The 25,161-nt window shown below is 70.9% G+C and carries 21 protein-coding genes and 1 tRNA gene; 13 read left to right on the top strand and 9 right to left on the bottom strand.

The genetic code is table 11. The annotated features are described in order from the left end of the window. The first annotated feature begins 19 nt into the window (after positions 1 to 19). The 7 genes from AB0N29_RS07445 to AB0N29_RS07415 all read left to right on the top strand — a co-directional run bounded on the left by AB0N29_RS07445 (position 20) and on the right by AB0N29_RS07415 (position 5,532). Complete coding sequence (locus AB0N29_RS07445; RefSeq protein WP_364865396.1) at positions 20 to 940, top strand: AEC family transporter; 921 nt, start codon at positions 20 to 22, stop codon at positions 938 to 940. 113 nt (positions 941 to 1,053) lie between these two features. Continuing rightward, entirely contained in the window at positions 1,054 to 1,437 is a 384-nt protein-coding gene (gene aroH / locus AB0N29_RS07440; RefSeq protein ID WP_302266721.1) for a chorismate mutase, read from the top strand. Beyond that, positions 1,430 to 2,530 carry a prephenate dehydrogenase gene (locus AB0N29_RS07435; protein ID WP_364865393.1) on the top strand — a complete coding sequence of 367 codons (1,101 nt, stop codon included), beginning with the start codon at positions 1,430 to 1,432 and terminating at the stop codon, positions 2,528 to 2,530. The genes aroH and AB0N29_RS07435 overlap by 8 nt, the downstream gene beginning before the upstream one ends. 11 nt (positions 2,531 to 2,541) lie before the next feature. Further along, the gene (gene cmk, locus AB0N29_RS07430) at positions 2,542 to 3,249 is read left to right on the top strand and encodes a (d)CMP kinase (RefSeq protein ID WP_364865391.1); all 708 of its coding nucleotides are present in this window, start codon (positions 2,542 to 2,544) and stop codon (positions 3,247 to 3,249) included. Continuing rightward, positions 3,246 to 4,013, top strand: a complete 768-nt coding sequence (locus AB0N29_RS07425) for a lysophospholipid acyltransferase family protein (RefSeq protein WP_364865389.1) — start codon at positions 3,246 to 3,248, stop codon at positions 4,011 to 4,013. The genes cmk and AB0N29_RS07425 overlap by 4 nt, the downstream gene beginning before the upstream one ends. Then, a complete protein-coding gene (der, locus tag AB0N29_RS07420; RefSeq protein ID WP_364865387.1) occupies positions 4,010 to 5,341 on the top strand; it encodes a ribosome biogenesis GTPase Der in 1,332 nt (443 codons plus the stop codon). The genes AB0N29_RS07425 and der overlap by 4 nt, the downstream gene beginning before the upstream one ends. A gap of 117 nt (positions 5,342 to 5,458) precedes the next feature. Then, positions 5,459 to 5,532 (top strand) — tRNA-Pro (locus AB0N29_RS07415). 616 nt (positions 5,533 to 6,148) lie between these two features. On the opposite strand, the gene AB0N29_RS07410 is transcribed toward AB0N29_RS07415, so the two are convergent. Next, positions 6,149 to 7,987 (bottom strand): SulP family inorganic anion transporter, encoded by a 1,839-nt coding sequence (locus AB0N29_RS07410; protein WP_364865385.1) that lies wholly within the window; start codon positions 7,985 to 7,987, stop codon positions 6,149 to 6,151. A 147-nt stretch (positions 7,988 to 8,134) separates the two neighbouring features. Here AB0N29_RS07410 and AB0N29_RS07405 point away from each other — a divergent pair, with 147 nt between their 5' ends. Beyond that, positions 8,135 to 9,310: an SUMF1/EgtB/PvdO family nonheme iron enzyme gene (locus AB0N29_RS07405; protein ID WP_364865383.1), complete on the top strand. Its 1,176-nt coding sequence runs from the start codon at positions 8,135 to 8,137 to the stop codon at positions 9,308 to 9,310. Between the two features lie 275 nt (positions 9,311 to 9,585). On the opposite strand, the gene AB0N29_RS07400 is transcribed toward AB0N29_RS07405, so the two are convergent. Next, entirely contained in the window at positions 9,586 to 10,260 is a 675-nt protein-coding gene (locus AB0N29_RS07400) for a potassium channel family protein (RefSeq protein ID WP_364865381.1), read from the bottom strand. 38 nt (positions 10,261 to 10,298) lie between these two features. Continuing rightward, positions 10,299 to 10,961: a DUF308 domain-containing protein gene (locus AB0N29_RS07395; protein ID WP_364865379.1), complete on the bottom strand. Its 663-nt coding sequence runs from the start codon at positions 10,959 to 10,961 to the stop codon at positions 10,299 to 10,301. 260 nt (positions 10,962 to 11,221) lie between these two features. On the opposite strand from AB0N29_RS07395, the gene AB0N29_RS07390 reads away from it, so the two are divergent. Continuing rightward, complete coding sequence (locus AB0N29_RS07390) at positions 11,222 to 11,554, top strand: hypothetical protein (protein WP_364865377.1); 333 nt, start codon at positions 11,222 to 11,224, stop codon at positions 11,552 to 11,554. A 211-nt stretch (positions 11,555 to 11,765) separates the two neighbouring features. Here AB0N29_RS07390 and AB0N29_RS07385 read toward each other — a convergent pair whose 3' ends face one another. Next, complete coding sequence (locus tag AB0N29_RS07385) at positions 11,766 to 14,057, bottom strand: helix-turn-helix transcriptional regulator (RefSeq protein ID WP_364865375.1); 2,292 nt, start codon at positions 14,055 to 14,057, stop codon at positions 11,766 to 11,768. A 147-nt stretch (positions 14,058 to 14,204) separates the two neighbouring features. On the opposite strand from AB0N29_RS07385, the gene AB0N29_RS07380 reads away from it, so the two are divergent. Further along, on the top strand, positions 14,205 to 14,555 hold the full coding sequence (locus tag AB0N29_RS07380; protein ID WP_364865373.1) for a hypothetical protein: 351 nt from the start codon (positions 14,205 to 14,207) through the stop codon (positions 14,553 to 14,555). A gap of 170 nt (positions 14,556 to 14,725) precedes the next feature. Here the strand turns inward: AB0N29_RS07380 and AB0N29_RS07375 are convergent, their stop codons facing one another. Next, a complete protein-coding gene (locus AB0N29_RS07375; RefSeq protein ID WP_364865370.1) occupies positions 14,726 to 17,086 on the bottom strand; it encodes an arylsulfatase in 2,361 nt (786 codons plus the stop codon). Positions 17,087 to 18,848: 1,762 nt separating this feature from the next. Then, positions 18,849 to 19,328: a hypothetical protein gene (locus tag AB0N29_RS07370; protein WP_364865367.1), complete on the bottom strand. Its 480-nt coding sequence runs from the start codon at positions 19,326 to 19,328 to the stop codon at positions 18,849 to 18,851. A gap of 743 nt (positions 19,329 to 20,071) precedes the next feature. Between AB0N29_RS07370 and AB0N29_RS07365 the strand changes: the two genes are divergently transcribed. Both AB0N29_RS07365 and AB0N29_RS07360 read left to right on the top strand, forming a co-directional pair. Then, a complete protein-coding gene (locus AB0N29_RS07365) occupies positions 20,072 to 20,329 on the top strand; it encodes a hypothetical protein (RefSeq protein WP_364865364.1) in 258 nt (85 codons plus the stop codon). Between the two features lie 390 nt (positions 20,330 to 20,719). Further along, complete coding sequence (locus AB0N29_RS07360) at positions 20,720 to 21,031, top strand: hypothetical protein (protein ID WP_364865362.1); 312 nt, start codon at positions 20,720 to 20,722, stop codon at positions 21,029 to 21,031. 177 nt (positions 21,032 to 21,208) lie between these two features. Here AB0N29_RS07360 and AB0N29_RS07355 read toward each other — a convergent pair whose 3' ends face one another. Both AB0N29_RS07355 and AB0N29_RS07350 read right to left on the bottom strand, forming a co-directional pair. Further along, positions 21,209 to 21,580, bottom strand: a complete 372-nt coding sequence (locus AB0N29_RS07355) for a hypothetical protein (RefSeq protein WP_364865360.1) — start codon at positions 21,578 to 21,580, stop codon at positions 21,209 to 21,211. Positions 21,581 to 22,088: 508 nt separating this feature from the next. Further along, positions 22,089 to 22,646 (bottom strand): TlpA disulfide reductase family protein, encoded by a 558-nt coding sequence (locus AB0N29_RS07350; protein WP_364865358.1) that lies wholly within the window; start codon positions 22,644 to 22,646, stop codon positions 22,089 to 22,091. 454 nt (positions 22,647 to 23,100) lie between these two features. On the opposite strand from AB0N29_RS07350, the gene AB0N29_RS07345 reads away from it, so the two are divergent. Beyond that, positions 23,101 to 23,394, top strand: a complete 294-nt coding sequence (locus AB0N29_RS07345; protein WP_364865356.1) for a hypothetical protein — start codon at positions 23,101 to 23,103, stop codon at positions 23,392 to 23,394. 455 nt (positions 23,395 to 23,849) lie between these two features. Here AB0N29_RS07345 and AB0N29_RS07340 read toward each other — a convergent pair whose 3' ends face one another. After that, positions 23,850 to 25,112: an MFS transporter gene (locus tag AB0N29_RS07340; RefSeq protein WP_364865353.1), complete on the bottom strand. Its 1,263-nt coding sequence runs from the start codon at positions 25,110 to 25,112 to the stop codon at positions 23,850 to 23,852. Positions 25,113 to 25,161 lie beyond the last annotated feature (49 nt).

Raw genomic sequence — 25,161 nt, 5'->3', positions numbered from 1 at the left:
GCCACCTAGTGTTCGGCCGGTGGGAGGGGTGTTCGCGGGGTACGCGACGATCGCCTCCCTCATCGCCCTCGGGGTGCTCCTCGCCCACCTGCGGGTCATCGACGCGGCCGGGCAGCGCACGCTCTCGACCCTGGCGTTCTACGTCGCGAGCCCGGCCCTGCTGGTCACCGTGCTCGAGGACAGCGACCTCGGGGCGCTCTTCTCCGGGGCCCTCGTGGCAACCACGGGCGCGGTGCTGCTCACCGGCCTCGCGTACGTCGCGCTCGCGGCGCTGCGCCGTCGGCCGCTGGGCGCGACGGTCGTGGGGGCGCTGTGCGCGGCGTACGTCAACGCCGGCAACCTCGGCCTGCCGATCGCGGCGTACGTCCTGGGCGACCCGGCCCTGGTGGCCCCGACGCTCCTCCTCCAGCTCCTCGTGCTGCAGCCGCTGGCGCTGACGCTGCTCGACGTGGACCGCAGCGAGACCCGGCTGTCGGTACGGCGCATCCTCGCGCGGCCGGTGACGAACCCGATCACCGTCGGCTCCGCCCTCGGCCTCGGCTTCGCGCTGACCGGGCAGCAGCTGCCCGCGGCCGTGCACGACCCGCTGGCCCTGGTGGGCGGGATGGCGGTGCCCTCGATGCTGCTCGCCTACGGCATCAGCCTCCGGTTGGGACCGCTGCCGGGCAGGGGAGTGCCGCCGGTCGAGCTGGCCGGGGTGGTCGGCCTGAAGCTCGTGCTCCAGCCGGTCCTCGCCTACGTCCTCGGCCGCTACGCGCTGGACCTGTCCTCGGCGGAGCTGCTCGCGGTCACCGTCCTCGCGGCGCTGCCGACCGCGCAGAACGTCTTCGTGATCGCCTCCCGGTACGAGCGCGAGCCGATCCTCGCCCGCGACGCGATCTTCGTCAGCACCCTGCTGTCGGTGCCCGCCGTCGTCCTGATCACCGCCCTCGTGGCCTGACCGGGTCGTGGTGGCCACGCGTCGAGCCACCCGGCGGCGGGACGGCGGGCGGCCGATAGCCTGACCCGGTCGGTGAGGGACCAGGCGAGTGCGGGCGAGAAGGAGAGCGAGACGTGGCGGTGCGGGCGATCCGGGGAGCGACCCAGCTCGAGGAGGACTCGCGCGACCACATGCTCGAGCGGGTCGCGGAGATGGTCACCGACGTCATGGAGGCCAACGGGCTGGTCGTCGACGACGTGATCTCGGTGATCTTCACCGCGACCTCCGACCTGGTCTCGGAGTTCCCGGCGTACGCCGCCCGCCAGCTCGGCTTCGGCGAGGTCCCGCTGATCTGCGCCCGCGAGCTGGAGATCGAGCGCTCGATGCCGCGCGTGGTCCGGATGATGGCGCACGTGGAGACCGACCTCCCGCGGGCCGACGTCACTCACGTCTACCTGCACGGCGCCGCAGCGCTGCGGCGCGACCTGACCCGCACCCGCGACCTGCCGGATGCCTGAGCCGCTGCCCGGGAGCACCGGGACGAGTGGGATCGCCGGGCCGGTCGAGGTCGTCGGTGCCGGGCTGCTGGGCACGTCCATCGGCCTGGCCTGCCGCCGCGCCGGCCTCGAGGTGCTGCTGACCGACACCGCGGGGGAGAACGTCCGCACGGCCTCCGGCCTGGGCGCCGGCCGCCCGCGCGCGGTCGGCGACCGCCCGGCGCTCGTGGTCGTGGCCGTCCCGCCGGACCACCTCGGCGAGGTGATCGCGGCCGCCCTCGACGGCACCGAGGGCACCGACGCGGTCGTCACCGACGTGGGCAGCGTCAAGAGCGTCCCGCTCGCGGCGGTCGCGGACCACCCCGGCGCCGCGCGGTACGTCGGCAGCCACCCGATGGCGGGCAGCGAGCGGTCCGGCCCGCTGGCCGGCTCCGCGTCGCTCTTCGACGGCCGCCCGTGGGCGATCACGCCGCACGCCAGCTCCGCACCCGCTGCGGTCGAGACGGTCGAGGCGCTGGTGCGGCTCGCCGGCGGCGTACCCGTCTGGCTGACGCCCGCCGAGCACGACCGTGCCGTGGCACGCACCTCCCACGTGCCCCACCTGCTGTCCGCGCTCGTGGCCGCGCGGCTCGCCGCCGGACCCGAGAACCACCTCGCGCTCTCCGGCCAGGGCGTCCGGGACGTGACCCGCGTCGCCGCGGGCGACCCCCGGCTCTACGGCCAGATCGTCAGCGCCAACGCCGACGCCGTCGTGGCGCTGCTCGACGAGGTGCGGGCCGACCTCGACCGGGTCCGCGACGCCGTGGGACGCGGCGACCGGGGTGCGCTCGAGGAGGTGCTCGCGCACGGCGTGCAGGGCACCCGGGTGATCCCCGCCAAGCACGGCGGGCCTGCCCGGCCGATGGCGTCGGTCTGGGTCTCGGTCCCCGACCACCCCGGCGAGCTCGCCCGGCTCTTCGCCGACGCGGTCGCCAGCGAGGTCAACATCGAGGACGTCCGCATCGACCACGACCCCGGCCGACCGGTGGGTCTGGTCGAGCTGCTGGTCGAGGAGTCGCGCGCCGAGCACCTGGTGACCTCGTTGGAATCACGGGCCTGGTCCACCCACCGGTAGGCTGCGCGTCCGTGACCAGCACTGCCGCGGACCGTTCCGACCTGTTCCCCGACAGGCTCGTCGTCGCCGTCGACGGCACCTCCGGCTCCGGCAAGTCCAGCACCTGCCGCGGCGTCGCGACCCGCCTCGGCCTGCGCTACCTCGACACCGGGGCGATGTTCCGGGCGATGACCTGGTGGATGCTCGAGCACGGCGTCGACGTCCACGACCCCGCCGCGGTCGCGGCGCGGGCCGACGAGCCGGTCATCGTCTCGGGCACCGACCCCGCCGGACCGACCATCACCGTCGACGGCACCGACGTGGCCGCCGCGATCCGCACCGACGAAGTCACCGGCTCCGTCTCGCCGGTCAGCACCGTCCCGGAGGTCCGGGCCCGGCTGCTGCGGCTCCAGCGCGACATCATCGGCGCCGACGTCGACCCGACCGGGATCGTCGTCGAGGGGCGCGACATCGGCTCGGTCGTCGTGCCGGACGCCCCGGTCAAGCTGTACCTCACCGCGGACGCCGCCGCCCGCGCCACCCGTCGCGCCGCCGAGCAGGGCGCCGCCGACGTCGCGGCCACCGAGCAGCTCCTGCTCTCGCGCGACGCCATCGACTCCGGCCGCGCCACCGCGCCGCTGGTGATGGCCGACGGCGCCGTCCACGTCGACACCACCGGCTACACCCTCGACGAGGTGATCGAGCTGGTGGTGGGCATGGTCGACCGGGTCGGGACGTGAGCCCGGCGGCGCCGGCCGTCCACCGGGAGCGGCCGCGCAGCGACCAGGTCCGCTTCCCTCCGCGCTACCTCCTCCACCCGCTGCGCCCGGTCGCGCGCGGGCTGGTCCGACGGCGGTACGACGTGCGCGTCCTGGGCAGCGACCAGGTCCCCGCCTCCGGCCCGGTGATCTTCGCCGCCAACCACCTCGGCGTGGCCGACGGGCCGTTCCTGGCGATGTTCGCCCCGCGCCCGGTGCACGCGCTGACCAAGCTCGAGATGTTCCGCGGCGCCCTCGGCCGCTTCCTGCTCGCCTCCGGCCAGGTGCCGCTGGACCGGTTCAACCCCGACCCGTACGCCGTGAAGGTGTGCCTGCGGGTGCTGCGCGACGGGGGAGCGGTCGGCATCTTCCCCGAGGGCGCCCGCGGCGGCGGTGACCTCGTCCGCTTCCACCGCGGCGCGGCGTACTTCGCCCTGGTGACGGGCGCTCCCGTGGTGCCCGTGACCTTCCTCGGCACCCGTGCGCCGGGGGCCCACATGGGCCAGCTGCCGCCCCGCGGGACCGCCATGGCCGTCTGCTTCGGTGCGCCGTGGCACGTCGGCGCCGTACCGTGGCCCCGCACCCGGGAACAGGTCGAGCACGCCTCGTTGTTGTTGAGGGAGCACATGTTGGTCCACCTGGACCACGCACGCAGGTCGACCGGGCTGGAGCTGCCGGGTCCGTTGCCAGCCACCGATGTCGAACCCGACCCCGCCACCGGGGTCACCGAGCAAGGAGCACCATGACCGAGGTCCTCGGACCCGTCCCCGTCCTGGCCGTCGTCGGCCGCCCCAACGTCGGCAAGTCGACGCTGGTCAACCGCATCATCGGCCGGCGCGAGGCCGTCGTGGAGGACGTCCCCGGCGTCACCCGCGACCGCGTGCCGTACGACGCCAACTGGGCCGGCCGCGCGTTCACCGTCGTCGACACCGGCGGGTGGGACCCCGACGCTCGGGGGCTCGCCCACTCGATCGCCGCGCAGGCGGAGGTCGCGGTCAGCCTGGCCGACGCCGTGCTGTTCGTGGTCGACGCCACCGTCGGCATCACCGACGCCGACGAGGCCGTCGTCCGCATCCTGCGCAAGTCCGGTCGCCCGGTCGTGCTGGCCGCGAACAAGGTCGACGACGCCCGCACCGAGGCCGAGGCGTTCGGTCTGTGGAACCTCGGCCTCGGCGAGCCGTACCCGGTCTCCGCCCTGCACGGCCGCGGGTCCGGCGACCTGCTCGACGCCGTCCTCGCGGCCCTGCCCGAGGCGCCGCCGGAGCGCGAGCCCGAGGTCGGCGGCCCGCGCCGGATCGCGATCGTGGGCAAGCCGAACGTCGGCAAGTCCTCGCTCCTCAACCGCCTCGCGGGCGAGGAGCGGGTCGTCGTCGACAACGTCGCCGGCACCACCGTCGACCCCGTCGACGAGCTGATCGAGCTCGGTGGGCGCGAGTGGCGCTTCATCGACACCGCCGGCATCCGCAAGCGCGTCAAGGAGGCCTCGGGGCACGAGTACTACGCCTCGCTGCGCACCAGCACCGCCATCGACCGCGCCGAGGTCGCCGTGCTGGTCCTCGACGGCTCCCAGTCGATCTCGGAGCAGGACGTCCGGATCCTGCAGACCGTCCGCGAGGCCGGCCGCGCGCTGGTCATCGCGTTCAACAAGTGGGACCTCGTCGACGAGGAGCGTCGCTACTACCTCGAGCGCGAGATCGAGCGCGAGCTCGTGCAGGTGCAGTGGGCGCCGCGGATCAACGTGACCGCCCGCACCGGGTGGCACGTCGACCGGCTCGTGCCCGCGCTCGACAAGGCGCTCGAGGGCTGGGAGACGCGCATCGGCACCGGTGCGCTCAACACGTTCCTCGGCCGACTCGTGGCCGAGCACCCGCACCCGGTGCGCGGTGGCAAGCAGCCGAAGATCCTCTTCGGCACCCAGGCCTCGGTCGCCCCGCCGACGTTCATCCTCTTCACCAGCGGCAAGCTCGAGGCCTCCTACGAGCGGTACGTCGAGCGCCGGCTGCGCGAGGAGTTCGGCTTCGTCGGCACCCCGATCGTGCTGCAGCAGCGGCCGCGGGAGAAGCGCAAGCGCTGACCTCCCCGGGTCGTGTGCCCCACGACGCGCCTCGCCGCGTCCTCGGGCACACGACCCCGGATTCCGGTCCTGGCCGAGGGCTGCGGTAGTGTTCACGCGCCCGCTCAGGCGGGCACTCGGGCTGTGGCGCAGCTTGGTAGCGCACTTGACTGGGGGTCAAGGGGTCGCAGGTTCAAATCCTGTCAGCCCGACCGAGGAACCGCCCCTGACCTGCGGAGACGCAGGCCAGGGGCGGTTCGTGATTTGAATCCATCGGGCTCTGTCAACCAGGTATCCACCACGTATTCGGTCCCTTTGGCGGGCTAGCCGGGCCTAAGACCCCTTCAGCCCGGCTAGGACGTGGGCGACGTCAGCGGCGGTGGCTGGCTTCCCGATGTAGTACTCCCAGGTGATGGGGGGGGCAGGAATGACCCAGCTGCTGCGTTGCGGTCTCGGCGTCGACAGCCCGGGCGATCAGGGGTCGAGACCGTCTTGCAGAACGTCTGAGGCGTGACCCACTCGACGGCGGTGTCCTTACGGATCTGTCGCCACCGGCGTTCCACGTCGGTGACCTGTTGCCACGTCCCATTGCGAGTGGGGAAGACCGCGTCGAGCAGGTTGCCCCGAGTGGTCCTCTTGACGCCGTCCGAGGACCACACACCCAAGTCGGGTATCGAAAGGGCCCGGAGGCTCGCGTCGGTCTTGGGACTGGCCTTGCGGTACGTGCCCTTGCCCCTTGCTACCCCTAGACGCCAAGAGCGGCGGCGAAAGCGTCGCCCAGGCTGTTCGGTGTCTTGCAGCGGCGTGGGGGCCCGCGCTGGGCCGCGCTCAGGTCAGTTCAGCCTCGAGGTCGGGCGCGTAGAGCCCTTCGTTCTCGTGTCTGCGCCACCACTGGGAGCGGCGCAGGACGTCGAGGACGGCGGGCTCGATTCTTGTGACTGTGAGAGCGATGCCGTCGACCTGGAGGTCCTCCTGCAGGGCTTCGAGGGTCTCAAGGAGCGGGATCGTCACCGCAGCGACCGCCGCGGCGTCGATGACGACGCGTTGCGGGGGAGGGTCGGCCGCGGCGACCAGCCGTATGGCCTCGTCGTGCGTCGCGCGGGCGTTGCCGGTGTAGATACCGCCGGTCATGCGCAACAGCAGCACCCCGCGGTAGGTCTGGGGTCGGACGGACGGGTTCGATGACGCTCGCGGGGGTTCTCCGTGAGGAGCCGGAGGGGCGGGAGGATCGGGAGGGTGGGGCGGCTGTCCTTCGTCTGTCGGTGGCACGGTGGTCCACTCGCCGTCCGGGGCGGCGTAGAGGGGGCGGAGTTGCGGCCGGTTGACCGCCCGGATGACGAGGACGAGAGTCAGAGCGACGCCCACGGCGACCCCGAGGAGCATGCCCCCGGTCAGGCCCAGGACGGCCACTACGACGGCAACCCACAGTTCGGCTCGGTCGATGCGGGCGTAGACGGCGAGTTCGGTGGGGTCGAGCAGCCCGAGGATGGCAACGAGCACCATCGCGGCCAGCACGGCACGTGGCAGGTCGTCGAGCAGCGGCGCGAGGAACAAGGCGACGAGGAGCGCCAAGCACGCCGTGGTGGCGCCGGACAGTTGTGTCCGGGCGCCGGAGCGTTGGTTGACAGCTGACTGGGAGAACCCGCCGGCTGGTGGCAGCGTCTGGGTGAGTCCGCCCGCCAGGGACGCGATGCCGGTCGCGAGGAGTTCCTGGTCGGAGTCGATGACCGGTTGGCCTTGGTGCCGGTTCGTGCGAGCGACCAGGACGGTCTCCAAGAACGCCATCACGGCGATCGCGAGTGCGCCAGGCAGCAGGTCGAGGGCGTCGCTGGGCACGGGCAGCGATGGAGCGGGGAGGCCAGCGGGGACCGGGTCGATGAGCAGTACGCCGTGGCGCTCGTTGCTGGTGCGTTCGATGCCTGTGCTGGCGACGAGGACGATGGCGCCGGCCACGACGATCAGCGGCCCGGGCACTTGGGGTGCGGATCGGCGCAGCACCAGGAGCACCGTCACGGTCGCCGTGGACAGCGCCAGGGTGCTGGTGTCGGTCTCCGGGAGCCGTCCGAGGGCGTCGGCGATCTTGGCGAAGAACCCGTCGGCGTCCGGGTCGGAGGTCACTCCGAGCAGGGCGGGCAGCTGGCTGGCTGCGACGGTGAGCCCGACCCCGAGGCGAACCCCGGTGAGGGTGGCTGGCGAGATGCTCTCGACCAGGTTCCCGATCCGGAACAGTCGCATCGCCAGCAGGCACAGCCCGACCAGGAAGGTGAGGGTGAACGCAGCCGCCAGCAGCTCCTCGGTGTCCTCGCGGGTGGCGGTGGGCAGACCTGCGAGGGTGGTCGCGACCAGGACCGCAATGGTCGAGGTGGTGGACACGCTCAACGTGTGGGCCCCGCCGAGCAACGCGTAGACCAGCATGGGCGCCATGCAGGTGTAGAGACCGACCTCGACCGGGAGGCCGGCGATCGTGGCGTAGGCCATGGCTTGCGGGATGACCACGGTGCCGGCCGCCAAGCCGGCGAGCAGGTCGGGTCGCAGCCACGCTCGCTGATAGCCGGCGAACGAGGGAGCCAGCCACGACCGCTCGGAGGTGGTTCTGGGTCGTGCTCGCCCCGCTCGCACTTCGGCCACTCCGGCAGGCAACCGGGTGCTGACCTTGGTTCTGCTCACCCGACTCGGGTGATGTGAAGCGTGTTCGGCGGATTGATGGTCGGAGGACAGCCGATGAGCCGGTGCCTTGGTCGTGGCGCCGCAGCGCCCAGGCGGGCTGGCTGGTGAATGCAGCAGTGGGCGGCGATGTGAGCCGGGAGGACCAAGATGACCGAGAAGCTCGTTGGCGACCGGCTGGAGGGCAGGGACACTGCGCGGACCACAGGCGTCTCAGCGCCGTGTCATGGGCAGTCAACGCGCCAGCATGCAGCCGCGGACGCGGAGATGGACGCGGACATGATCCTGGTGCGGGGCGGGCTGGGACTGATCGGGAGTGACCGTTTCTACGCCGAGGAGCGGCCTGTGGTCGAGGCTGAGGTGGGTGACGTGTGGTGGGCTCCTCACCCGGTCACGAATGCGCAGTTCGCCGTGTTCGTAGCTGAGACCGGTTACGTCACGGTCGCGGAGCGAGACCTTGACCCGGGCGACTTTCCTGGTGCCGATCCCGAGCTGCTGGTTGCAGGTTCGCAGGTGTTCACGCAGCCGCCCGGTCCAGTGCCGCTGCATGACTGGACGCAGTGGTGGCGGTGGCAACCGGGCGCTCAGTGGCGTCATCCCCACGGTGACGAGGAGCAGGAGAGCCGACGGTGGCCGGGTCCTCAGGTGGAGCACTGGTCGCAGATCGCAGACCATCCAGTCGTCCACGTCGGGTGGGAGGACGCCTTGGCCTACGCCCTGTGGGCGGGCCAGGATCTTCCTACCGAGGCGGAGTGGGAGCACGCCGCCCGCGGCGGCCTCGTCGGGGCCAGCTTCGCTTGGGGCGAGGAGCTGGATCCGGGTGGGGATGTTCTGGCCAACACCTGGCAAGGACCGTTCCCGTGGCGAAGCAACGACCGGCGCGGCCACCACCGCACCAGCCCAGTCGCGTCGTACCCGCCGAACGGATATGGCCTGTTCGACATGATCGGCAACGTGTGGGAGTGGACCCGCACGCCTTGGACGCCCGACCACCGCGACCTCGTCGCCCCCGCGTCGCCGTCGCTTCTCCCGAGCTCTGACGGCAGGCGGGCGAGCAGCGTGGGTGCCGCGACGCCGGTCGGGTTGGGTGCGCCGCCGCAGCAGGACCGACCCGTGTCCGGTTCCTGCTGCGGCGGCCATCAGCGACCTGTGCCGGGTGAGGCCCGGGCGTCGGTGACCGAGCAGGATCGGATGGTGACGAAGGGGGGCTCCCACCTGTGTTCTCCCCACTACTGCCGCAGGTACCGGCCAGCAGCCCGGCAGGGCCAGGGAGTCAGAGACAGCACTTCTCACGTCGGGTTCCGGTGTGTGACCCGTGCCGGGTGACGCAGACGGGCCGTCGTGGTGGCACCAGCGCCGTCCTGGGCGAAAGGACAGTCCCCGACTGCCCGGGGTTGGGAAAGGCGCAGGCCTGACTCTCGCGCCCCGAATGCGGCGTGCGGGCTGTCGCGACCAACAGGTCGTGCCGGTGCCGGGCATGCGTCGGAGCCGTGCGGGGCCGGCGTTGGAGCTGTGCCTCGTGGACGGTCAGGGCCGCGCACCCGGGAGTCCCGCGCGAACAGGTGAAGCCGTCCGCAGCCTGATGGCGGAGCAGGTTGGTCTTACTCGGTGAGGTCCGGCGGACCGCCGGACGGGGGTCCGTATTGGCGACCCGGGGGATGGGTGCTGGTAGGGGTCACCTGCGGTGAAGGCGTGGGGCCGACGTGCTCGGCGGCTGCGCGACGGACGCGAGACGTCAGGAGCGCTGCTGCGGCAGCGACGAAGACGACGTCGAAGACCATCTGCACCAGCACCATCAGGCGCGCAGCTTGCCCGGCGGCGTGCACGTCGCCGTATCCGACGGTCAGCATCGTCGACGCTGTGAAGTACAGGGCGTCGAGACGGGTGCTCAGACCGTTGACTTGGTCAGGGCGATGCACCTCGAGGGCATAGAAGCCGTAGGCGAAGACGACCAGGACGGTCGCGATGGCTGCAGCGAGTCCGTCGACGCGCCGGTCGCCGTCGCGGGCGGCGAGCCGCAGCTGCGTCACGAGGCCGGCCGCGAGCACGACGAGGACGACGAGGGCGAGGGCTGCGCGGAAGGCGGTTTGGATGGGAGGGTCTGATCGCACGGGGAGGGTGAAGTAGAGCAGAAGGATGGCACTCAGAACGCCCGACAACCGCAGCCACCGCGCGGGGCTCATCGAGGCCGGCCTGCGGCTGTCGGTCAGGTGAACGGGGCTGTCGGCGCCCGGCGTGGACACCTCGTGGAGCCGCGGGTTGCGCAGCCACTCCATGGCGCTGGGCCCTTTCGTCTGCTCAGGCGCGGCGTGGATCAGCTGGTCGCGGCCTCTGGGGGTTGGAGTCGAGCTGGTCTGGTGGAGGTCTGCCCGGCGGCTCGAAGCGCGACGGCAGCGAAGATGGCGAAGAGGCCGCTCAGCAGGAGCCAGCCGCACGCGAGCAACACGAACAGGTCGAGTGACAAGTCGGGGTAGATCAGGAGGAAGGCGCCTGCGGCGACGCTGACGGCACCAGCGGCGAGGTCCCAGGCGCGGCGGCCATGCACCGGAGAGATGACGGCGCTGATGATGTCGATGACACCCGAGATGAGCCACCACACTCCGAGCAGCAGGTAGATGGCGAGGACGGTCTGCAGCGGGTCGCGTAGACACAGCAGGCCGACGATGACGGCGAGTGCGCCGGAAAAGCCCAGAAGCGCTCGCACACCGCCCTCCATCGAGGTGGCGGTGAGCGCGGAGGCGACTCGTAGCAGCCCCGAGACGAGGAATTGGATGGCGATCAAGATTGCGCAGACCTCGAGGGTCTCGTCGGGCCAGACGCCGAGGATGACGCCGACGATGACGGTGATCAGACCGTAGGCAAGGACGAGACCCCAGTGGTCGGCGAGGCGTGGGAGGCCGGAGGTGGCGCCTGGCTCGAAGGCGGTGGTGTCCCGGGCCCCGGGGTGGGGGTGGGCGGTGGGCTCGGGTTGGGTCACAGCGGCCTCCGGCGGGCGGTACGACGGTACGGGCGGTCGCGTCATGTGCGTGCTGTGCAGCGTTCGGTGCTCGGCCCGTTGCGCCACCAGCCTCGATGCACGGTTCCGGTGACGCCTCGCCTGTTTCGGGTGGCCCCGCCCGAGGCCGCCCGCAGCCACGCTGATCCCCCTACCCGCCGTGCGGTCTCGGTGACCGGCTGGGACGGTGCCGTGGCGCTGCGGGTCCCATGGGTAACCCGTGGCAAGCGCTAGGAGCAGGGATGTCGGTGGATCAGGTGTCGTCTCGCTTGCGGATGGGGTGGCGTCGGGGCGCGTACCTGACCGGCCTTGAGCCGGGCGAGCTCGTGGTCCCGGGGGAAGCCGCGGCATCGACGACGCGGGGCGAGCCGACTCCCGCCGACGGTCAGGCCCACCCGGTCCTGGCACCTGGTCGCGGACCGCGAGGGCGCTCCGGCGATCCTGCTCGGCGGCGTCTGATCGTCGAGGGACTGATGGCGGTCCTGGCGTTGACTGCGCTGGTCGCGGGGGTCTGCGGCGCGCTGGCGTGGCTGGTTGCACAGGCCGTGTTGGATTTGATGGCCGGCGGCTGGTGAGTCGCGTGTGGTCGCCGGGCCGGCACCGTGCGGGGGCCGGCCCGCGGAAGCCGCTCAGTAGTGCGCGTCGAACGCTGTGGCACGTCGAGGACCGCGCCCACGACCGTCCTGCGGAAGGACCGCGCCAGCTGCTGGGAGGTCGTCACCGGACAGCCGGACGGCCCGCGCCCGGCTTCGTCGGCGCCTGACGTCGCTTCGACGCGACAGGCGGTCAGAGGAGGTGCAGCGAGCGCGCGACGGCAAGGGCTTCGCTGCGACGGCTGACGGCCAACTTGGCGTAGAGGCTGGAGACGTGGGTCTTGACGGTGTTCTCGGAGACGAAGAGGTGCGCGGCGATGTCGGCGTAGGTTGCGCCGCGCGCGAGCTCGTGCAGTACGTCTCGTTCGCGGGGGCTCAGCGTCGGGAGCACGCGTGATGCAGTTGTGGTTGTCCGTTCGCGGGGAGATGCGGTGTGGGGGGCGTAGATGGTGGTGACGTCGGGTTGGCGGGCGGCTGCGGCGGCGAGCTCGTGGACCCAGCATGAGGCCGAGTGCTCGGCGAGGCGTTGCAGGAGGACCGCGATGGGGGTGCCGTGGCGGGTCCACCCGAGGAAGGGCACGGCGTTGCGGCGGGTGGCGGTCGCGGCGGTTGCGGTGGTCAGGCGGCGTAGAGCGCCCTCGGGGTCACCGAGCGCGTCAAGGACCTGCGCTTCGCAGACGAGCGCGAGTTCCCGGCTTGCCGGTTGCGCATAGGCGGTGTCACCGGTCGCTGCGGCGAACAGGGCCGCAGCCCGGCGCAGGTCTCCGGAGAGTTCAGCTCTGAGTCCCGCCACCAGCGACCCTTCGCCTAGCGCGTCGAGCGCGAGCAGGTTGGCCTCGAGGGCTTTGAGGGTCTCGGCGTCGCTTGAGAGGCTGGCGAGGAACGACCGCTCGATGAGTGTGACGACTTGGAGGTGGTCGGGAAGTTGGTCCAGTCCGGTTGGCAGCTCGAGCGGCGTCTGAAGGATCTGATCGGCCCGCAGCGCAGATCCGTTGAGGAGTGCGAGCCGGGCGTCGCGCATGCGTATCCAGAACCGGGTGCAGAGGTCTGCGGCGTGCACCGGGGTCGCAGGTGCTGCCGCGGTGGCTCCCTGGTCGGTCGCAGTGTCGTCGGCTTCGGTGCGGGTCATGGCGGGAGTGTCAGCCGCGGCTTCCCAGGGCAGGTCGACCAGCGTGGCGAAAAGGGCGACGATGCCAGCGCGGGCGTGGGCGAATTGCGGCCGCCACCCGGTCTGGCCAGCGGTCGGTCTGATCATGGCGACCGCTTGGTTGGCGACTTCGCGAGCAGATCGCTCCCGTCCGGCGAGGTACTCGGTCATGGCGAGGTGGCTGGCCGCTGAGACCGCTAGGGCGGGGAGATCACGGGTACGGCACAGCGCGACGGCTGTGCTGAGGTTGACGTGTGCATGGGTGAGGTCGCCGGTCCAGTTCTGGGTGATGCCGAGCTCGGTGAGCAATTGCGGCATGACCTCGCCGTTCACACTGTCGCGGTGGGAGCGGATGACGACCTGGCGGGCGTGCCCGATGGCGGCACTGATGGGTTCGAGGCCGAGGCGGCTCCGCATGAGTCGGATGCACGCGAGCCGCCCCTCGGTGTCGCTCTCCACCGCGCCGGGGTGGGAGGAAGCCGGACGGGTCGGATGGTCCTGGGCAGCAAGAAATCGATCCATCCAGTGCCGGGCGCCGGTGATGTCGTCGGCGATCCAGCGTTCGACTGCAATGGGGAACCAGGTGTCCGGGTGGGCGGAGACGACGTCGGGGTGGGCGCGGGTGAAGGCTTCGATAGCGGCCCCTTGACCTCTCATCACCATGCTCGTTCCGTGACTGGCGAGGAAGCGGGCGGCGTTGTCGAACTCGCCGACGGTGACCAAGCGGTCGAAGGCATGACGGGTCTCGCCGCGTTCGATGTCCAGCCACACGGCGCGGGTGACGGTGGCGCGGGCTTGGGAGACGTCGACTCCGCCAGCGACCATGCGTCGTCGGATCACTTCGGCGAGCATGGGGTGGATGCGGTACTGCGGGTCGTCGCTGTTGTCGGCTGCGCTGATCCCGGCGGCACCGGGAACAGCAGGCGCGATGAGGGTGCTGTGGGGGTCTGCGAGGGCGTCGGCGGCGCGGATGCGGGTGATGAGCAGGCCGGTTGTCTCGAGGTCGTCGAGGATCTCTCCTGCGCGGGGATCGTGGGAGAGGTGTCGTGCTGTTGAGACTGCCACTTGGCCTTCGTGTCCTACGCAGAGGAGCAGGTGGCGTTCGCGGCGACGGAGGGCGGAGAAGACCTCGCTGGCGACAAGGTCTGCGACGCGTGAGTCGACGCCGGCGTAGCGGCGGGCCGCGGCTGCTGGGTCGGGTGTGGCGGCGACAGCTCGTGCTAGAAGGACGACGGCGGCGCACCATCCTTGCGCGTGCGCGGTGACGGCTTTGATGGCGGCAGGGTCGGTGGTACGAGCGTGCGCTTGGGCGAGTTCGGCCCCTTCGGTCTCGTCCATCCGCAGCACTTCGCCCGGAGTGCCCCGATCGCAGCATGACCGTACGGCTAACGCAGTCCCACGCAGGCGGCGCGTCCGGCACTGAAGCAGCGGCGACGGACGACAGCGAGCGGCAGCACGCGCATACCGCCGCTCGTGTGTGCGGCAATGGACGAGACCTCCGGGGACGTTCAGGAGGCGTACTGGCGCGACCTCCTGGAGTGCTTTTCGGGAGTTGCGTGGGTCCATGCCGATGAGTCGTGGGTCATCGTCAGGTTCCACGGAGAAAAACAGAAAGAGGTGCTCGCTTTCGGCCCGACCGAGTGGGCGTACTTCGTCCCTCATGACAGTTGGCTCGCAGGCTCTGTAGGGGCGTTCTACGACGCATCCCGCTCGGGGAGCGCGTGCGACGAACTGCTGGAGACGCTGGGTAGCAAGGGATCGCCGCTTGTCCTGCGGGGCTGGCGGCTCACACGAGTGGGTCGCTCACCAGCAGACGACGCCTCCGCCGCGGAGTAGTCCGCAACCGCGCACGAGCCATCCGCTCATCGGTAGATCCGGTCACTTGGTCCGGACTGCGCTAGTCGCGGCAGATCCGGGTGCTTCGTTCTCGAATCGGTCCTCGCTGAGACCCGTCGAGATGTTGGTGTCGGCGCTCTGCTGAGCCGGTTCCGGCGGTATCTGTTGGGCTACTGCTTGGTCATGGCGATGCGGAGCCGTTCTCTGGGGTTGATGAGGTGGTCTTCGTCGGTGGAGGCATCGCCGATGTCGATTTGGACCCACGTGACGGAGCCGGTGAAGTGGTTGCCGCTGGGTCCGTATTCGTCCACCACGGGTGAGCCGGCGTCGGAGCCGACTTCGGTGGTTTCGTCCATGGAGAAGATGCCCCAGTGTGTGCGGTCGACCCGGCCTTGGCCCACTTGGTCGCCGTCGATGTAGAGGGTGACGTCACCGCCCCTGCCAATGCCGTCGCCGTCGTAGGCGAACTCCATGCGGACCTGATGCTTGCCGGCCGGAAGGGGTGCATCACTGCCGACGTAGTAGGTCCGGGCCCCGGTGGAGTTGTAGCCGTAGCGCAGTTTGCCCTGATGGGCGTAGAGCGCCCAGCCGCCTGTGGATCCGCCCTGGGCGATGATCACGCCGCCGGCCCCGTCCTCGGGGACGGCGAGTTCCGCGGTGACCGAGTGGGACTTGTTCTTGGTGTTGATGACGACGTTTTCCTGCAGTCGGTGCATGCCGCCGAAGAGCAGCTGGGAGTTCCCAGGCACCGGGTTGGGTCGGCCCGCGAGCTCGGGGTTGAACCGTTCGGCGAACCGCGGCTCGAGCGGAAGGACGTTGTACTTGGTCGCTTCGATCAGGAACAGCCGCTGCAGCTGGGCGAGCTTGTCGGGCATCTGCTCGGCCAGGTCGTGGGCCTGGGTCCAGTCGGTGTTGGTGTCGTAGAGCTCCCACACATCAGCTTCGATGTCCTCGGAACGTCCGGAGAACTCCCACGGGATCGCGTGCTTGGTCACGGCGGTCCAGCCCTGGTGGTAGATGCCGCGGTTGCACATCATCTCGAAGTACTGGGTGGTGTGTCGGTCGGCTGCGGCGGCCTCGTCGAAGCTGTAGGTCATCGAAACGCCATGAAATGGCTCTTGCGCGACACCGTTGACGGCAGTCGGGAACGGCAGCCCGGCGGCGTCGAGGATGGTCGGAGCGACGTCGACGACATGGTGGAACTGGTCGCGGACCTCGCCACTCGCATCGATACCGCTCGGCCAATGCACGATAGTGCCGTTGCGGGTGCCGCCGAAGTGCGAGGCGACCTGCTTGGTCCACTGGTAGGGCGTGTCCATGGCGTGCGCCCACCCGACGGCGTAGTGGTTGTAGGCGCGCGGGGTGCCGAGGTCGTCGACCCGCTCGACGAGCCACTGGGGGGTGGCGAGATCGGGCGCCTCGGAGACCATGATCTCGTTGGTGGTCCCGTTGAGAGTGCCTTCGCCAGAGGCTCCGTTGTCGCCAATGATGTAGTACACCAGCGTGTCCTCGAGGATCCCCAGTTCCGCAATGGCGTCGATGACCCGCCCGACGTGGTGGTCGGCATACGAGAGGAACGCGGCGTAGACCTCCATCTGTCGCGCGAGTACCGGCCGCAGCGCCGGGTCGGTGTCCTCCCAGGCCGGGATCTCCTCCGGGCGGTCGGTGAGGTCCGCGTCGGCGGGGATTACGCCGAGCTCCTTCTGGCGGGCGAATGTCTCGTCGCGGACCGCGTCCCAGCCGTGGTCGAACCTGCCGCGGTACTTCTCGATCCACTCCTGGGGGACGTGGTGCGGGGCGTGAGTCGCGCCGGGGGCCACATAGGCGAAGAACGGCTTGTCCGGGGCCATCGACTTCTGCTGCCGGATCCACCCGATTGCCTTGTCGGCCAGGTCGTCCATCAAGTGGTAGCCCTCTTCAGGTGTACCCCACGGCTCGACCGGGGTGGTCTGCTCGTAGAGCGCGGGATACCACTGGTTGTTCTCCCCACCGATGAAGCCGTAGAAGTACTCAAAGCCACCCCCGGGGTTCGGCCAGTGGTCGAAGGGCCCGACCGGACTCGACTCAAAGACCGGAACCTCGTGGCACTTGCCGAACTGGGCGGTCGAGTAGCCGTTGAGCCGCAACATCTCCGGCATTGGTGCGCACGTGTTCGGACGCAGCGAGTTGTACCCCGGAGCAGAGGTGGCCATCTCCGTGATGGCACCCATCCCGACTGCGTGGTGATTGCGACCTGACAGCAGGGCGGCACGGGTCGGGGAGCACAAGGCGGTGGTGTGGAACCGGGAGTAGCGGAGCCCGCCGCCGGCGAGCCGATCGGCGGTCGGGGTCTCGCAAGGTCCGCCGAACGCGCTCGATGCGCCGAACCCGACGTCGTCGAGCAAGATCACCAGCACGTTGGGCGCACCCGTTGGCGGTCGCACCGGAGCGATCGGCGCGTAGGACGTGTCCGGGTCCGTACTTACGTATGTCGTCAGCCCGACGTGCCTCTGATCCGGAATCGGCAGCACCTGACGCTGAACCTCGGCCACGGGAACCTCCTGACGATCCTCCGCGACCACCTGTCGCGGTGCCATTGAGCATCACGAAGGACGTCCGAGGCGGCCTCACCCGAGAAGGGTGAGGGCGTCCTCTCTTCGACATGTGCGGACGGACGCTCGCACCGTCGCTGACAGGCGGTGGTTGGACGCGGGTGAAGCAGCTCAGACGCCAATTGTCGGTGGCTTGATGCTTGATGCAGGGTGCGCACCAAGAGCTCGACCAACCGGGTCGGGCGAGGTTCGAAGGGCGGGCCAATGATGGGCTTCGCAGGTGAGGCAGGCGAACTATGGCCGTGGCATCTGTCGGTCGCCTCAGGAGTAGGTGCATCTTGCCTGACGTGGCCCACGACGAAGTCTTGGACCGGAGCCGGTGGAGGTGACGTCGACAGAGGTTTCCGCCGGATCCTCGGCCTGTGAGCAGGCGGCTGTGATGGTGCCTGCCGGGGGTGTCGAGACGATGGTCGTCCGGGCCACGGTCCCGGAATGCGCGGCCACACCGCCGGGGGTGTCGGGCCTCGTCCGTTTAGGTGGCGAGTCATCCGGCCTGCCCAGGGTGCGAGCCGCTCACCCGGCTCGCGTGCGTGGCACACCAAGCGCGCGGGGAACGCAGCGCACCCCCCTCGGCCGACTCGAACTCGGGGTGGTCGCGGACCGACGCCCTTCTCGCACAAGGTCGCGCGGCATGGGTTGACTACTGGCGGGCCTCCTAGCGGCCGTCCCATCCTGGCCGGCGGCATTGGCACTCGTAGCCGTCACACGGCGGCAGAATCCTCAGGTCCGCTCGGGGTCGGCCGAGGATGCTCGAGCCACCTCTCGGCATGCCCCATATTCACCGCCTATTCCGACGAGAGCGAGCAGGTCACGTCCTGTCCCGTCATTCGTAGCGGGTGCCTCGCGTGCTGTTTCCGCAGGTCAGAGCAAAGATGGGCGAAGACGGCGCGCGTCTTGGTCCCGTCGCCCTTGCACAAGGGGTCGCGGGTTCAAATCCTGTAACCCGACCGAGGAACCGCCCCGACTCGCGGAGACGCAGGTCAGGGACGGTTCGCGTCGTGAGTCGTCCCGCCGCGAGGAGCGCTTCGTCGTACGGCTCCGGGGTGACCGCGAGCGAGGCGGTCGCCAGCCGCACAGCGGTGGACCGACGCCACTATCCACGCCGCTGCCTCTCGCCCGGCACGTCAGCGCTGGCGCCTTCCCGGCCGCACCCGTGGCGCCCGGTGCCGATGAGCATGGCTGGAGCACGACTGTCACCGCGGATGCGCGGGGTGCTCCTCGACGTGCGCAGGACAGCTGAGACATCCGTCGGTGCGCGCACGGTTCAGCATGGCCGCGTCGGCTGCCTCGGATGGCGTGAGGGACCTGGTGTCGTGGTCCTGGTTCGCCTCGAGCGCGCACAAGGCGCGACGACCCGTACCAGTCGATCCCGAAGCTCGACGCGAGGACGACGACCGTTCCAGGGACGACGGCCATGAGCGGCTCCGTTCCCTGGGCCCGAGGACCTCGCGGAAGCAGGACCCGCGACGTCGTGCGTCTCCGTCGGGCGGGACCGGATCCAGCCGACCCCCGTTCGCCCGCGCGTGCCCTCCTCACGAGGTGCACAGCGACCCGCGTGCTCACCCGATGCCCGCCCGTTCAACGTGGGGCGGCTGGTCATGCCACCGGAGGTGCCTGGCCCGTCCTGCGACGGCGCGGTAGGCCCTGAGCGGACGAGGCGCCTGCGTCGAGGTGCCACCAGGCGCCCACGCGGCCGCATCCCTCACCTCCCGCCGGACAGGCGGCGAACGGGTCCGGGTCGTGTCCGGCGCGACGCATGCCGGGGGTGGTGGATCTCGGGCTGGTGAGCGGACGCAGCGAGTGCAGCAACCGCCAAGAGGCCGAGCCCGGCAACGATGGGCAGGCGTTCTCGACGGGTTTCCTCACAGCGGACGTAGGTGCCGCGTGGAGCATCGTCGGCGGCGCTGCGGCCCGGCGAGAAGAGCGAGCCGCAGTAGCCAGTGGTCGCGGCACCGAACGGCCCGTCCTTGAGTCCTAGGAACAGACCGGCGACGACCAGACCGGCTCCGAGGACGTACCAGAGCGCGCGACCGCGCCAGGTGACGAGACCGAGGAGCGCCGTCCCGGCCAGCACGGTGCCTGCGAACGTCAGTTGCCCGCCTCCTGGAAGCGCCCACAGCGCCAGCACGCCGAGCACCAGAGTGACCAGTCCGCGCAGGGCCGTGGCGCACCGGTGGGTCATCGCCCGAGAGTGTCACCGGGCCGGAGGCCGTACCGGCGACCTCCTCTGTCTATCCCCAAGATGCGGTCCGCATGTGGGCGCGCAGCGTCGTGACTCGATCGGGGACCAGCGTCTGGATCGCGGACGTCCCTTCGTCCCGGGCAGCGAAGTGGCCTGGCGGAGGCCGAGCACTGGTCCTGACGGCTCCAGCCCTCCGGACACGACCTGGACGCGCTCAACCGGAGACGGGCTGCCCCAGGCTGTGGAGGACCGCGGCGAGGACGCTCGCCGCGACGGCCAGCGCCAGGACAGCGGCGATGACTCCCCAGAAGACGGCCCAGAAGACGGCCCAGAAGACGGCCCGAAAGCGGAGCGGGAGTCAGGTCGCTGCTCTTCTCCACCGGCCGATCGTAGGTCCCAGCTGTCGGCTGCTCGTTGGCTCCAGCGGTCCGCCGTGCCGCACCTTCGGTGGCGCCGGAGTCTCTCCCGAGAAAAGAGCGCCCGGCCCCCGTGGCGTACGCCTCGGACCGGTCAGCGGTCGGCAGGGCGAGGGTGGTGCGAGCCAGGCAGCACCGTGGCCCGGCCGCGCCCGGTGAGGCCTCGACCAGCGCTCCACGGGACGGACGCATGGTCCAGGGGAACCCCTCCAGCATGTCGGACGTCCATCGGCTGTGTCACTCCGGATCCATGCCGTCGGCATCCTCGTGATCGCTGCGGTGAGCGCCTGCTCGAGTGGTGGCGGCACCACCCCTGAAGACGACTGCGTGAGCCGCTACATCGATGTGGCCCATGCGCGGACCTGGCGGGCGTTGCAGGACGAGATGCTGGCCCGTACCGATCTCGGAAGCGTCGTGTCGCTACGGACCCAGGCGCGCGGTCACGACGTGGGCAGCGGGCCCCGGAGCGCGGTGCGCGTGGTCGACCTCCTCAACGGGGAGGGAACGCGTGTCCTGCAGGTCGAGGTCTGGCGCACCGGTGCTGGGACGTGGGCAGCTGGTGCATGGGGCCAGTGCACCGACTAGCCGCGTGGTGCGGGTCTCTGCTGGGTGCACCACCCTGCAGCCGCCCCGACTGGGCGTGACGTGCTGATCGACGTCGTGGAGGGCGACAAGCGCGCCCGGCGGTTCTGCGAGAGGTGGGGGTTCTTGCTTCGAGCGTGGAGCGCCGGGCGAGCTCGGTACGACACTCGGTGGTACCGCCGATCTGCCCGCGACTGCGCGCAGCCGGCACGACGTTCGGTGCGCCAGCTCGGGTTCTTGGTCGAGCGCCGCGCGGACTGCGAGCCTGCGAGCGTCCAGGTCCACGGGGCTCGGCGCGCTCCAGACCAGCACGACGAGCAAGCGCCCGCTCGTGCCGCCATTCCCGCGGCGTGAGATCCGGACACGTCTGAGGTGAGTGGGAGCATGTGCCTCATGACCGACCCGGAGATGGTGAGTGCACGGGGGACGAGCGTCGTTCCTCCGGCCCGCTTCGGCGCGGGCCTGGTCGCCTCGGCTCTGCTCGTCCTCGTGGCGTGTGGCGTCCTCGTGCCGCGGCACGCCGAGCTGCAGCCGTTGGGCGAAGCGGTCGTCGAGATCGGCTCGTTGCTGGCGGTCTTCGGGCTCGGCATGTGTCTGGGTCGACGGACGCGGTCCGCGGGCCTCGGGGTCGTGGTCGGCGCAGCACTCGGTGTGACGATCGCCTGGTGCGCGCTCGTCGTCCATGTCGCTCTCTTCATGCGCTGACGGACTCCCAGGGCCGCTGGGTGGCCATTCCCGGCTACCTCGAGCGAGTCCCGACCCTGGTGATCCAGAGCCGAGCTCACTTCCTCGAAGACTGACAGCGAGTCGGTGCAGCGCGGTCGAAGCCATCCTCGGGCGCACGGACCGGGGCGCTCCCGCCATGCAGAGGGCCGGCACGCGTCAGCCCGGCGGCCGACTCCCTCGACGGATCCACCGTTCGGTCAGCACCACGCCCGCCAGCGTCCCGGCCAGGGCGTGGGCGGGACCCGAGTTCGCCAGCAGGAATCCCGACGGCACGAGCGCGAGGAACGTCGCCCCCACGACCACGCAGCATGCGACGAACGTGAACCTGTCCGTCAAGTCGCGGGGGTGCAGCAACTGCCAGAGCACACCGGCAACCGCGCCGATCCCGAGCACCAGGAGAGCGGTGTGCCCGACCATCTCTTCGGTGTCACCGATGTCGCCGCCGAGGACCGCCGCGACGGTGGGCAGGAGCCAGGCGCCGGGGATCCTGGTCGCTCTTCGCTGTGAGATCGCCTCCGTCGCAGTCACCGTCCAAGTGTGACCCGAGTGGTTGCCCCTCCCGCATCGGCGACCTCCGCATCGCCGTCGTGGCGCACTGTCGGAGCCCCCGGGTGCCAGGACGGAGCGCACGCGAGATGGGTCTGGCCCGACGCGGGCCGCTGTCGGGCGCGGGTCAACCGGCAGCGATGTCGAAGTCGGAGCGTCGGCGCCGTCGGATCAGCATCTCGTCGAGACCCAGGGCGAGCACCGTGATCACGACGAGTCCGGTCGCTCCTGTCAGCCAGCGGGCCGGCTGTGATCTGGCCAGGCGCCCTCGACGGCCGCCCCGAGGGACATCGGGACCAGCCCACTGCCAACGATGATGACGGCCTTCCGTGCGCGGCTCAGACCATGGTTCTGCACGCTTCGGACGAGCGCACACCCGTCCTCGACAGGTCCGGACACAGGGCGAACGCCGCCTCCCGAGGGCTCGCCGGGACGTCTCGGAGCACGTTCCGCCCTGGTGGTAAGAACCTCATGGCGTGGTCCGCCCCGCCTAGCCGATCTCCTCAACCAGGTCGACCAGTGTCGAGGTGGACACCTCGCCGAGCACCCGTCCGGCGACGCGTCCCTGTGCGTCGAGGACGAGCGTGGTCGGGATGGCGTTGGCCGGCAGCGAGCCGGCGAACGCGAGCAGCGCCGTCCCGTCCTCGTCGAGGATGCTGGGGTACGGAAGGTCGAACTCCCGGACGAAGGCGGCGGCCGCCGCGGTGTCGGTCTCCCTGGTATTGATGCCGAGGACCGACACGCCGTCCTCGGCCAGGATCCGCGCGGCCTCGGCGAGCTCGGGTGCTTCCTCCCGACATGGCACGCACCACTGGGCCCACACGTTGATGACCAGCGGTCGCCCCGCGTAGTCCGAGAGCGAGGCACGACCGCCGTCGAGCGTGTCGCCCTCCAAGGAGCCCGGGCGTTCGCGTTCGGACTCAGCCAGCACCTGCACGACGCCGTCGCCAGAGACGAACCCGTCCGCGGTCGCACCGTCCATCGTCGAGCAGCCGCTCGTCACCGCCGCACTGCAGACAAGCGCGAGGAGGACGCGAGCGCTGTGCACGCCGCTCACGCTACCCACGTCGGCACCGGCGACTGCTCGACCGTCCCACGGGAGCCATCCGGGCGGCACCCAATCGTTCGACGACCTGTCAGCCACCACCGCGGCTGCGACGGAACCGATCGCCCGCCCCGCGGCGTCGTAGCCCAGAACGCACCTCGAGCAGCTCGCCGGATGGAGATCGACCGTGACGATCCGAGCAGCCCTTCCGGCCACCGCGCTTGCGGCGGCCCTGGCCCTGGGTGCCGTCGCCTGCGCCGACGTGGGACCTCGCCAGCCCTCATCGGCCTCGACCGAGCGCCGGGTCGGAAGCGCGCAGCCGCCCGAGGACGCAGCCGGGCGCTGGCAACGGTCTGCGCCGATGCGTCCTGAGACCCTGCGCGGCACGGTCGCGACGCCGGGACAAGGGGTCGTCACAGGTCCGCGCGGTCAGCGCCCCGGGTCAGCGCGCATCTACGTGGGGAGGGATGACCGCCTGGAGGTCCGCCTGGTCACCCACGGGAGCAGCAGCTGCCCCTTCGAGGTCGACGAAGCCGTCCTGGAGGACGGCGGCAGCCTGGTGCTGATGGACCACGACGAGCTCGGCGAACCACGCGGGTGCCGCGGCGACCTGCGTGAGAACCGCCTGACCTGGCACGCGCCCGACGGCGTACCGATCGTGTCGCCCCTCGACGTGCACCGCGTCATCGTCGTGCCGCGGGACGGCCCTGCGCAGGACGTCCCGATCACCGGGTTCGGGATCATCGACTAGTCGGGACGAGGCCCCCAGGCACGGACGGCCTTCGTCGCTCCGCGACACTGCTTGCCGACGAAGCGGATGGCCGGCGCCGGCCGGAGTCCGCCGGTAGCCTCCGGCCATGACCGCGCTCTGGCTCCTGGTTCCGCTCGTGTGGGCGGCAGCGCTCCTGGGGTCGCTCTGGTACCTCCGCGCCAACCCGCTCTTCGGTCGCAAGCGCGGCTGAGGCAGGCGCGCACACCTCGATCGGTCGACGTCGTGGCGCTTCCGGTTCTCGGCTGCCCCCGGCTGTCCCCGGGCAGCCGCCCGGGCACACGAACGCGGCGCGCGTCGTGTCGGCGGTCGTTCGGCGGCTCGCGCGACCAGCGGAACCTGGGAGCGGCAGGGTTTCCTTCAGCGTGATGTCGACGGGGATCGCCCGCGGGGAGCCGGGAGGGGCGCCCATCGGCTGTCCCGCTGGGGCCGCGCGCTCAAGCCGCCGGCGACGCGACCGCCCCGGGCGCCACGAACCGCTCCCACGCCGCCGGTCGCGGCACCGCGCGCACGGATCGGGAGAACGTCGGCAGGCACGCGACGACGACGATGAACGCACCGAGCGCCAGTATCGCCGCGGAGCCACCCCAGGCTTCCAGCATCACCCCCGCGAGCAACGGCGCGAGCGGCATCGCGGACATCGACACGAACTGAGAGGTCGACTGCACGCGGCCGACCAGCTCGGGAGGAGTGACGGCGATCCGGTAGGACGCGATACCGGCGTTGCCCGCCGGGTTGAGCAGCATGCCGGTGCCGAGGGCGGCTGCGACGACGAGCGGCTCGTTCCACAGCGCCATCGGGACGACCAGGGGCACGAAGGACCAAGCGATGGCGACGGTCAGGTGGCCGGTCGCCAGCCGCTCGACCAGCCACGGCGCGAGCACGGCCCCGGTGATGCCAGCGGCCCCGGCAACAGCCTCGACGAGACCGATGTGGACGGCGTCGGTGCCGCTGCCGACGAGCCGCAGGACGGCGAGGAAGAACAGTGCGTTCACAGCCAGGTTCGTCAGCGCGCTCCACATCATCAGCACCCGGAAGAACGGCCGCGACCACACGAACCGCACCCCCTCGGCCAGCTCCGCCCACGGCCGCCGCCGGCCGCTGCTCGCGGAGGTGGGGGAGAGGTCGGTGTGCAGTCGGCCCAGCAGCACCCACGAGAACGCGAAGGTGACTGCGTCGACCGCGAACGGCAACCACCGAAGGACCCCCAGGAGCAGGCCACCGAGCGGGGCACTGACCAGGGCCGCGACGTGGAGGCGCGCCTGATTTTGGCTGAGCGCGGTCGGCAGCTCCTCGCGCGTGACCACCAGGGGGAGGGCGGCGATCTCTGCGGGCATGAACACCCCGGCGCCGACGCCGGTGAGCAGCGCAACCACCATCAGGTGCGGGACGGTCAGGGCACCGAGCGCACCGGCGACGGCGAGCGAGGAGTAGAGGCACACGCCGGCGCCGCTGGCCGCCCGCATGATCCGTCGACGGTCCACCCGGTCCGCGAGCACCCCGGCGGGCAGCAGTGCGCCGGCCAGCCCGAGCAGGTGGAGCGCCTCCGCTGCCGCCGCGACGAGCGCGGATCCGGTGAGCAGGTAGGCAAGCAGCGGGAACACGAACATCGACATCCGGCTGCCCACTTCCGAGACGGTCTGTCCGATCCAGAGTGCGCGGAAGTCGTGATTGCGGGCGAGCGTGCGGTAGGCCGGCATGCTCGCAACATATAGTGCGCAATGAACAGTGCGCAATGCCCGGTGCGGG

It is taken from the genome of Nocardioides sp. NPDC092400, assembly GCF_040684155.1.
Classification (GTDB): domain Bacteria; phylum Actinomycetota; class Actinomycetes; order Propionibacteriales; family Nocardioidaceae; genus Nocardioides.
This window is presented reverse-complemented; position numbering and strand designations above follow the sequence as displayed.

Coding starts and splice junctions, on each gene's coding strand:
- AB0N29_RS07435 (WP_364865393.1), top strand. CDS start 1,430: ATGCCTGAGCCGCTGCCCGGGAGCACCGGGACGAGTGGGATCGCCGGG.
- der (WP_364865387.1), top strand. CDS start 4,010: ATGACCGAGGTCCTCGGACCCGTCCCCGTCCTGGCCGTCGTCGGCCGC.
- AB0N29_RS07405 (WP_364865383.1), top strand. CDS start 8,135: ATGACCGAGAAGCTCGTTGGCGACCGGCTGGAGGGCAGGGACACTGCG.
- AB0N29_RS07400 (WP_364865381.1), bottom strand. CDS start 10,260: ATGGAGTGGCTGCGCAACCCGCGGCTCCACGAGGTGTCCACGCCGGGC.
- AB0N29_RS07390 (WP_364865377.1), top strand. CDS start 11,222: ATGTCGGTGGATCAGGTGTCGTCTCGCTTGCGGATGGGGTGGCGTCGG.
- AB0N29_RS07385 (WP_364865375.1), bottom strand. CDS start 14,057: ATGGACGAGACCGAAGGGGCCGAACTCGCCCAAGCGCACGCTCGTACC.
- AB0N29_RS07380 (WP_364865373.1), top strand. CDS start 14,205: ATGGACGAGACCTCCGGGGACGTTCAGGAGGCGTACTGGCGCGACCTC.
- AB0N29_RS07370 (WP_364865367.1), bottom strand. CDS start 19,328: ATGACCCACCGGTGCGCCACGGCCCTGCGCGGACTGGTCACTCTGGTG.
- AB0N29_RS07360 (WP_364865362.1), top strand. CDS start 20,720: ATGACCGACCCGGAGATGGTGAGTGCACGGGGGACGAGCGTCGTTCCT.
- AB0N29_RS07340 (WP_364865353.1), bottom strand. CDS start 25,112: ATGCCGGCCTACCGCACGCTCGCCCGCAATCACGACTTCCGCGCACTC.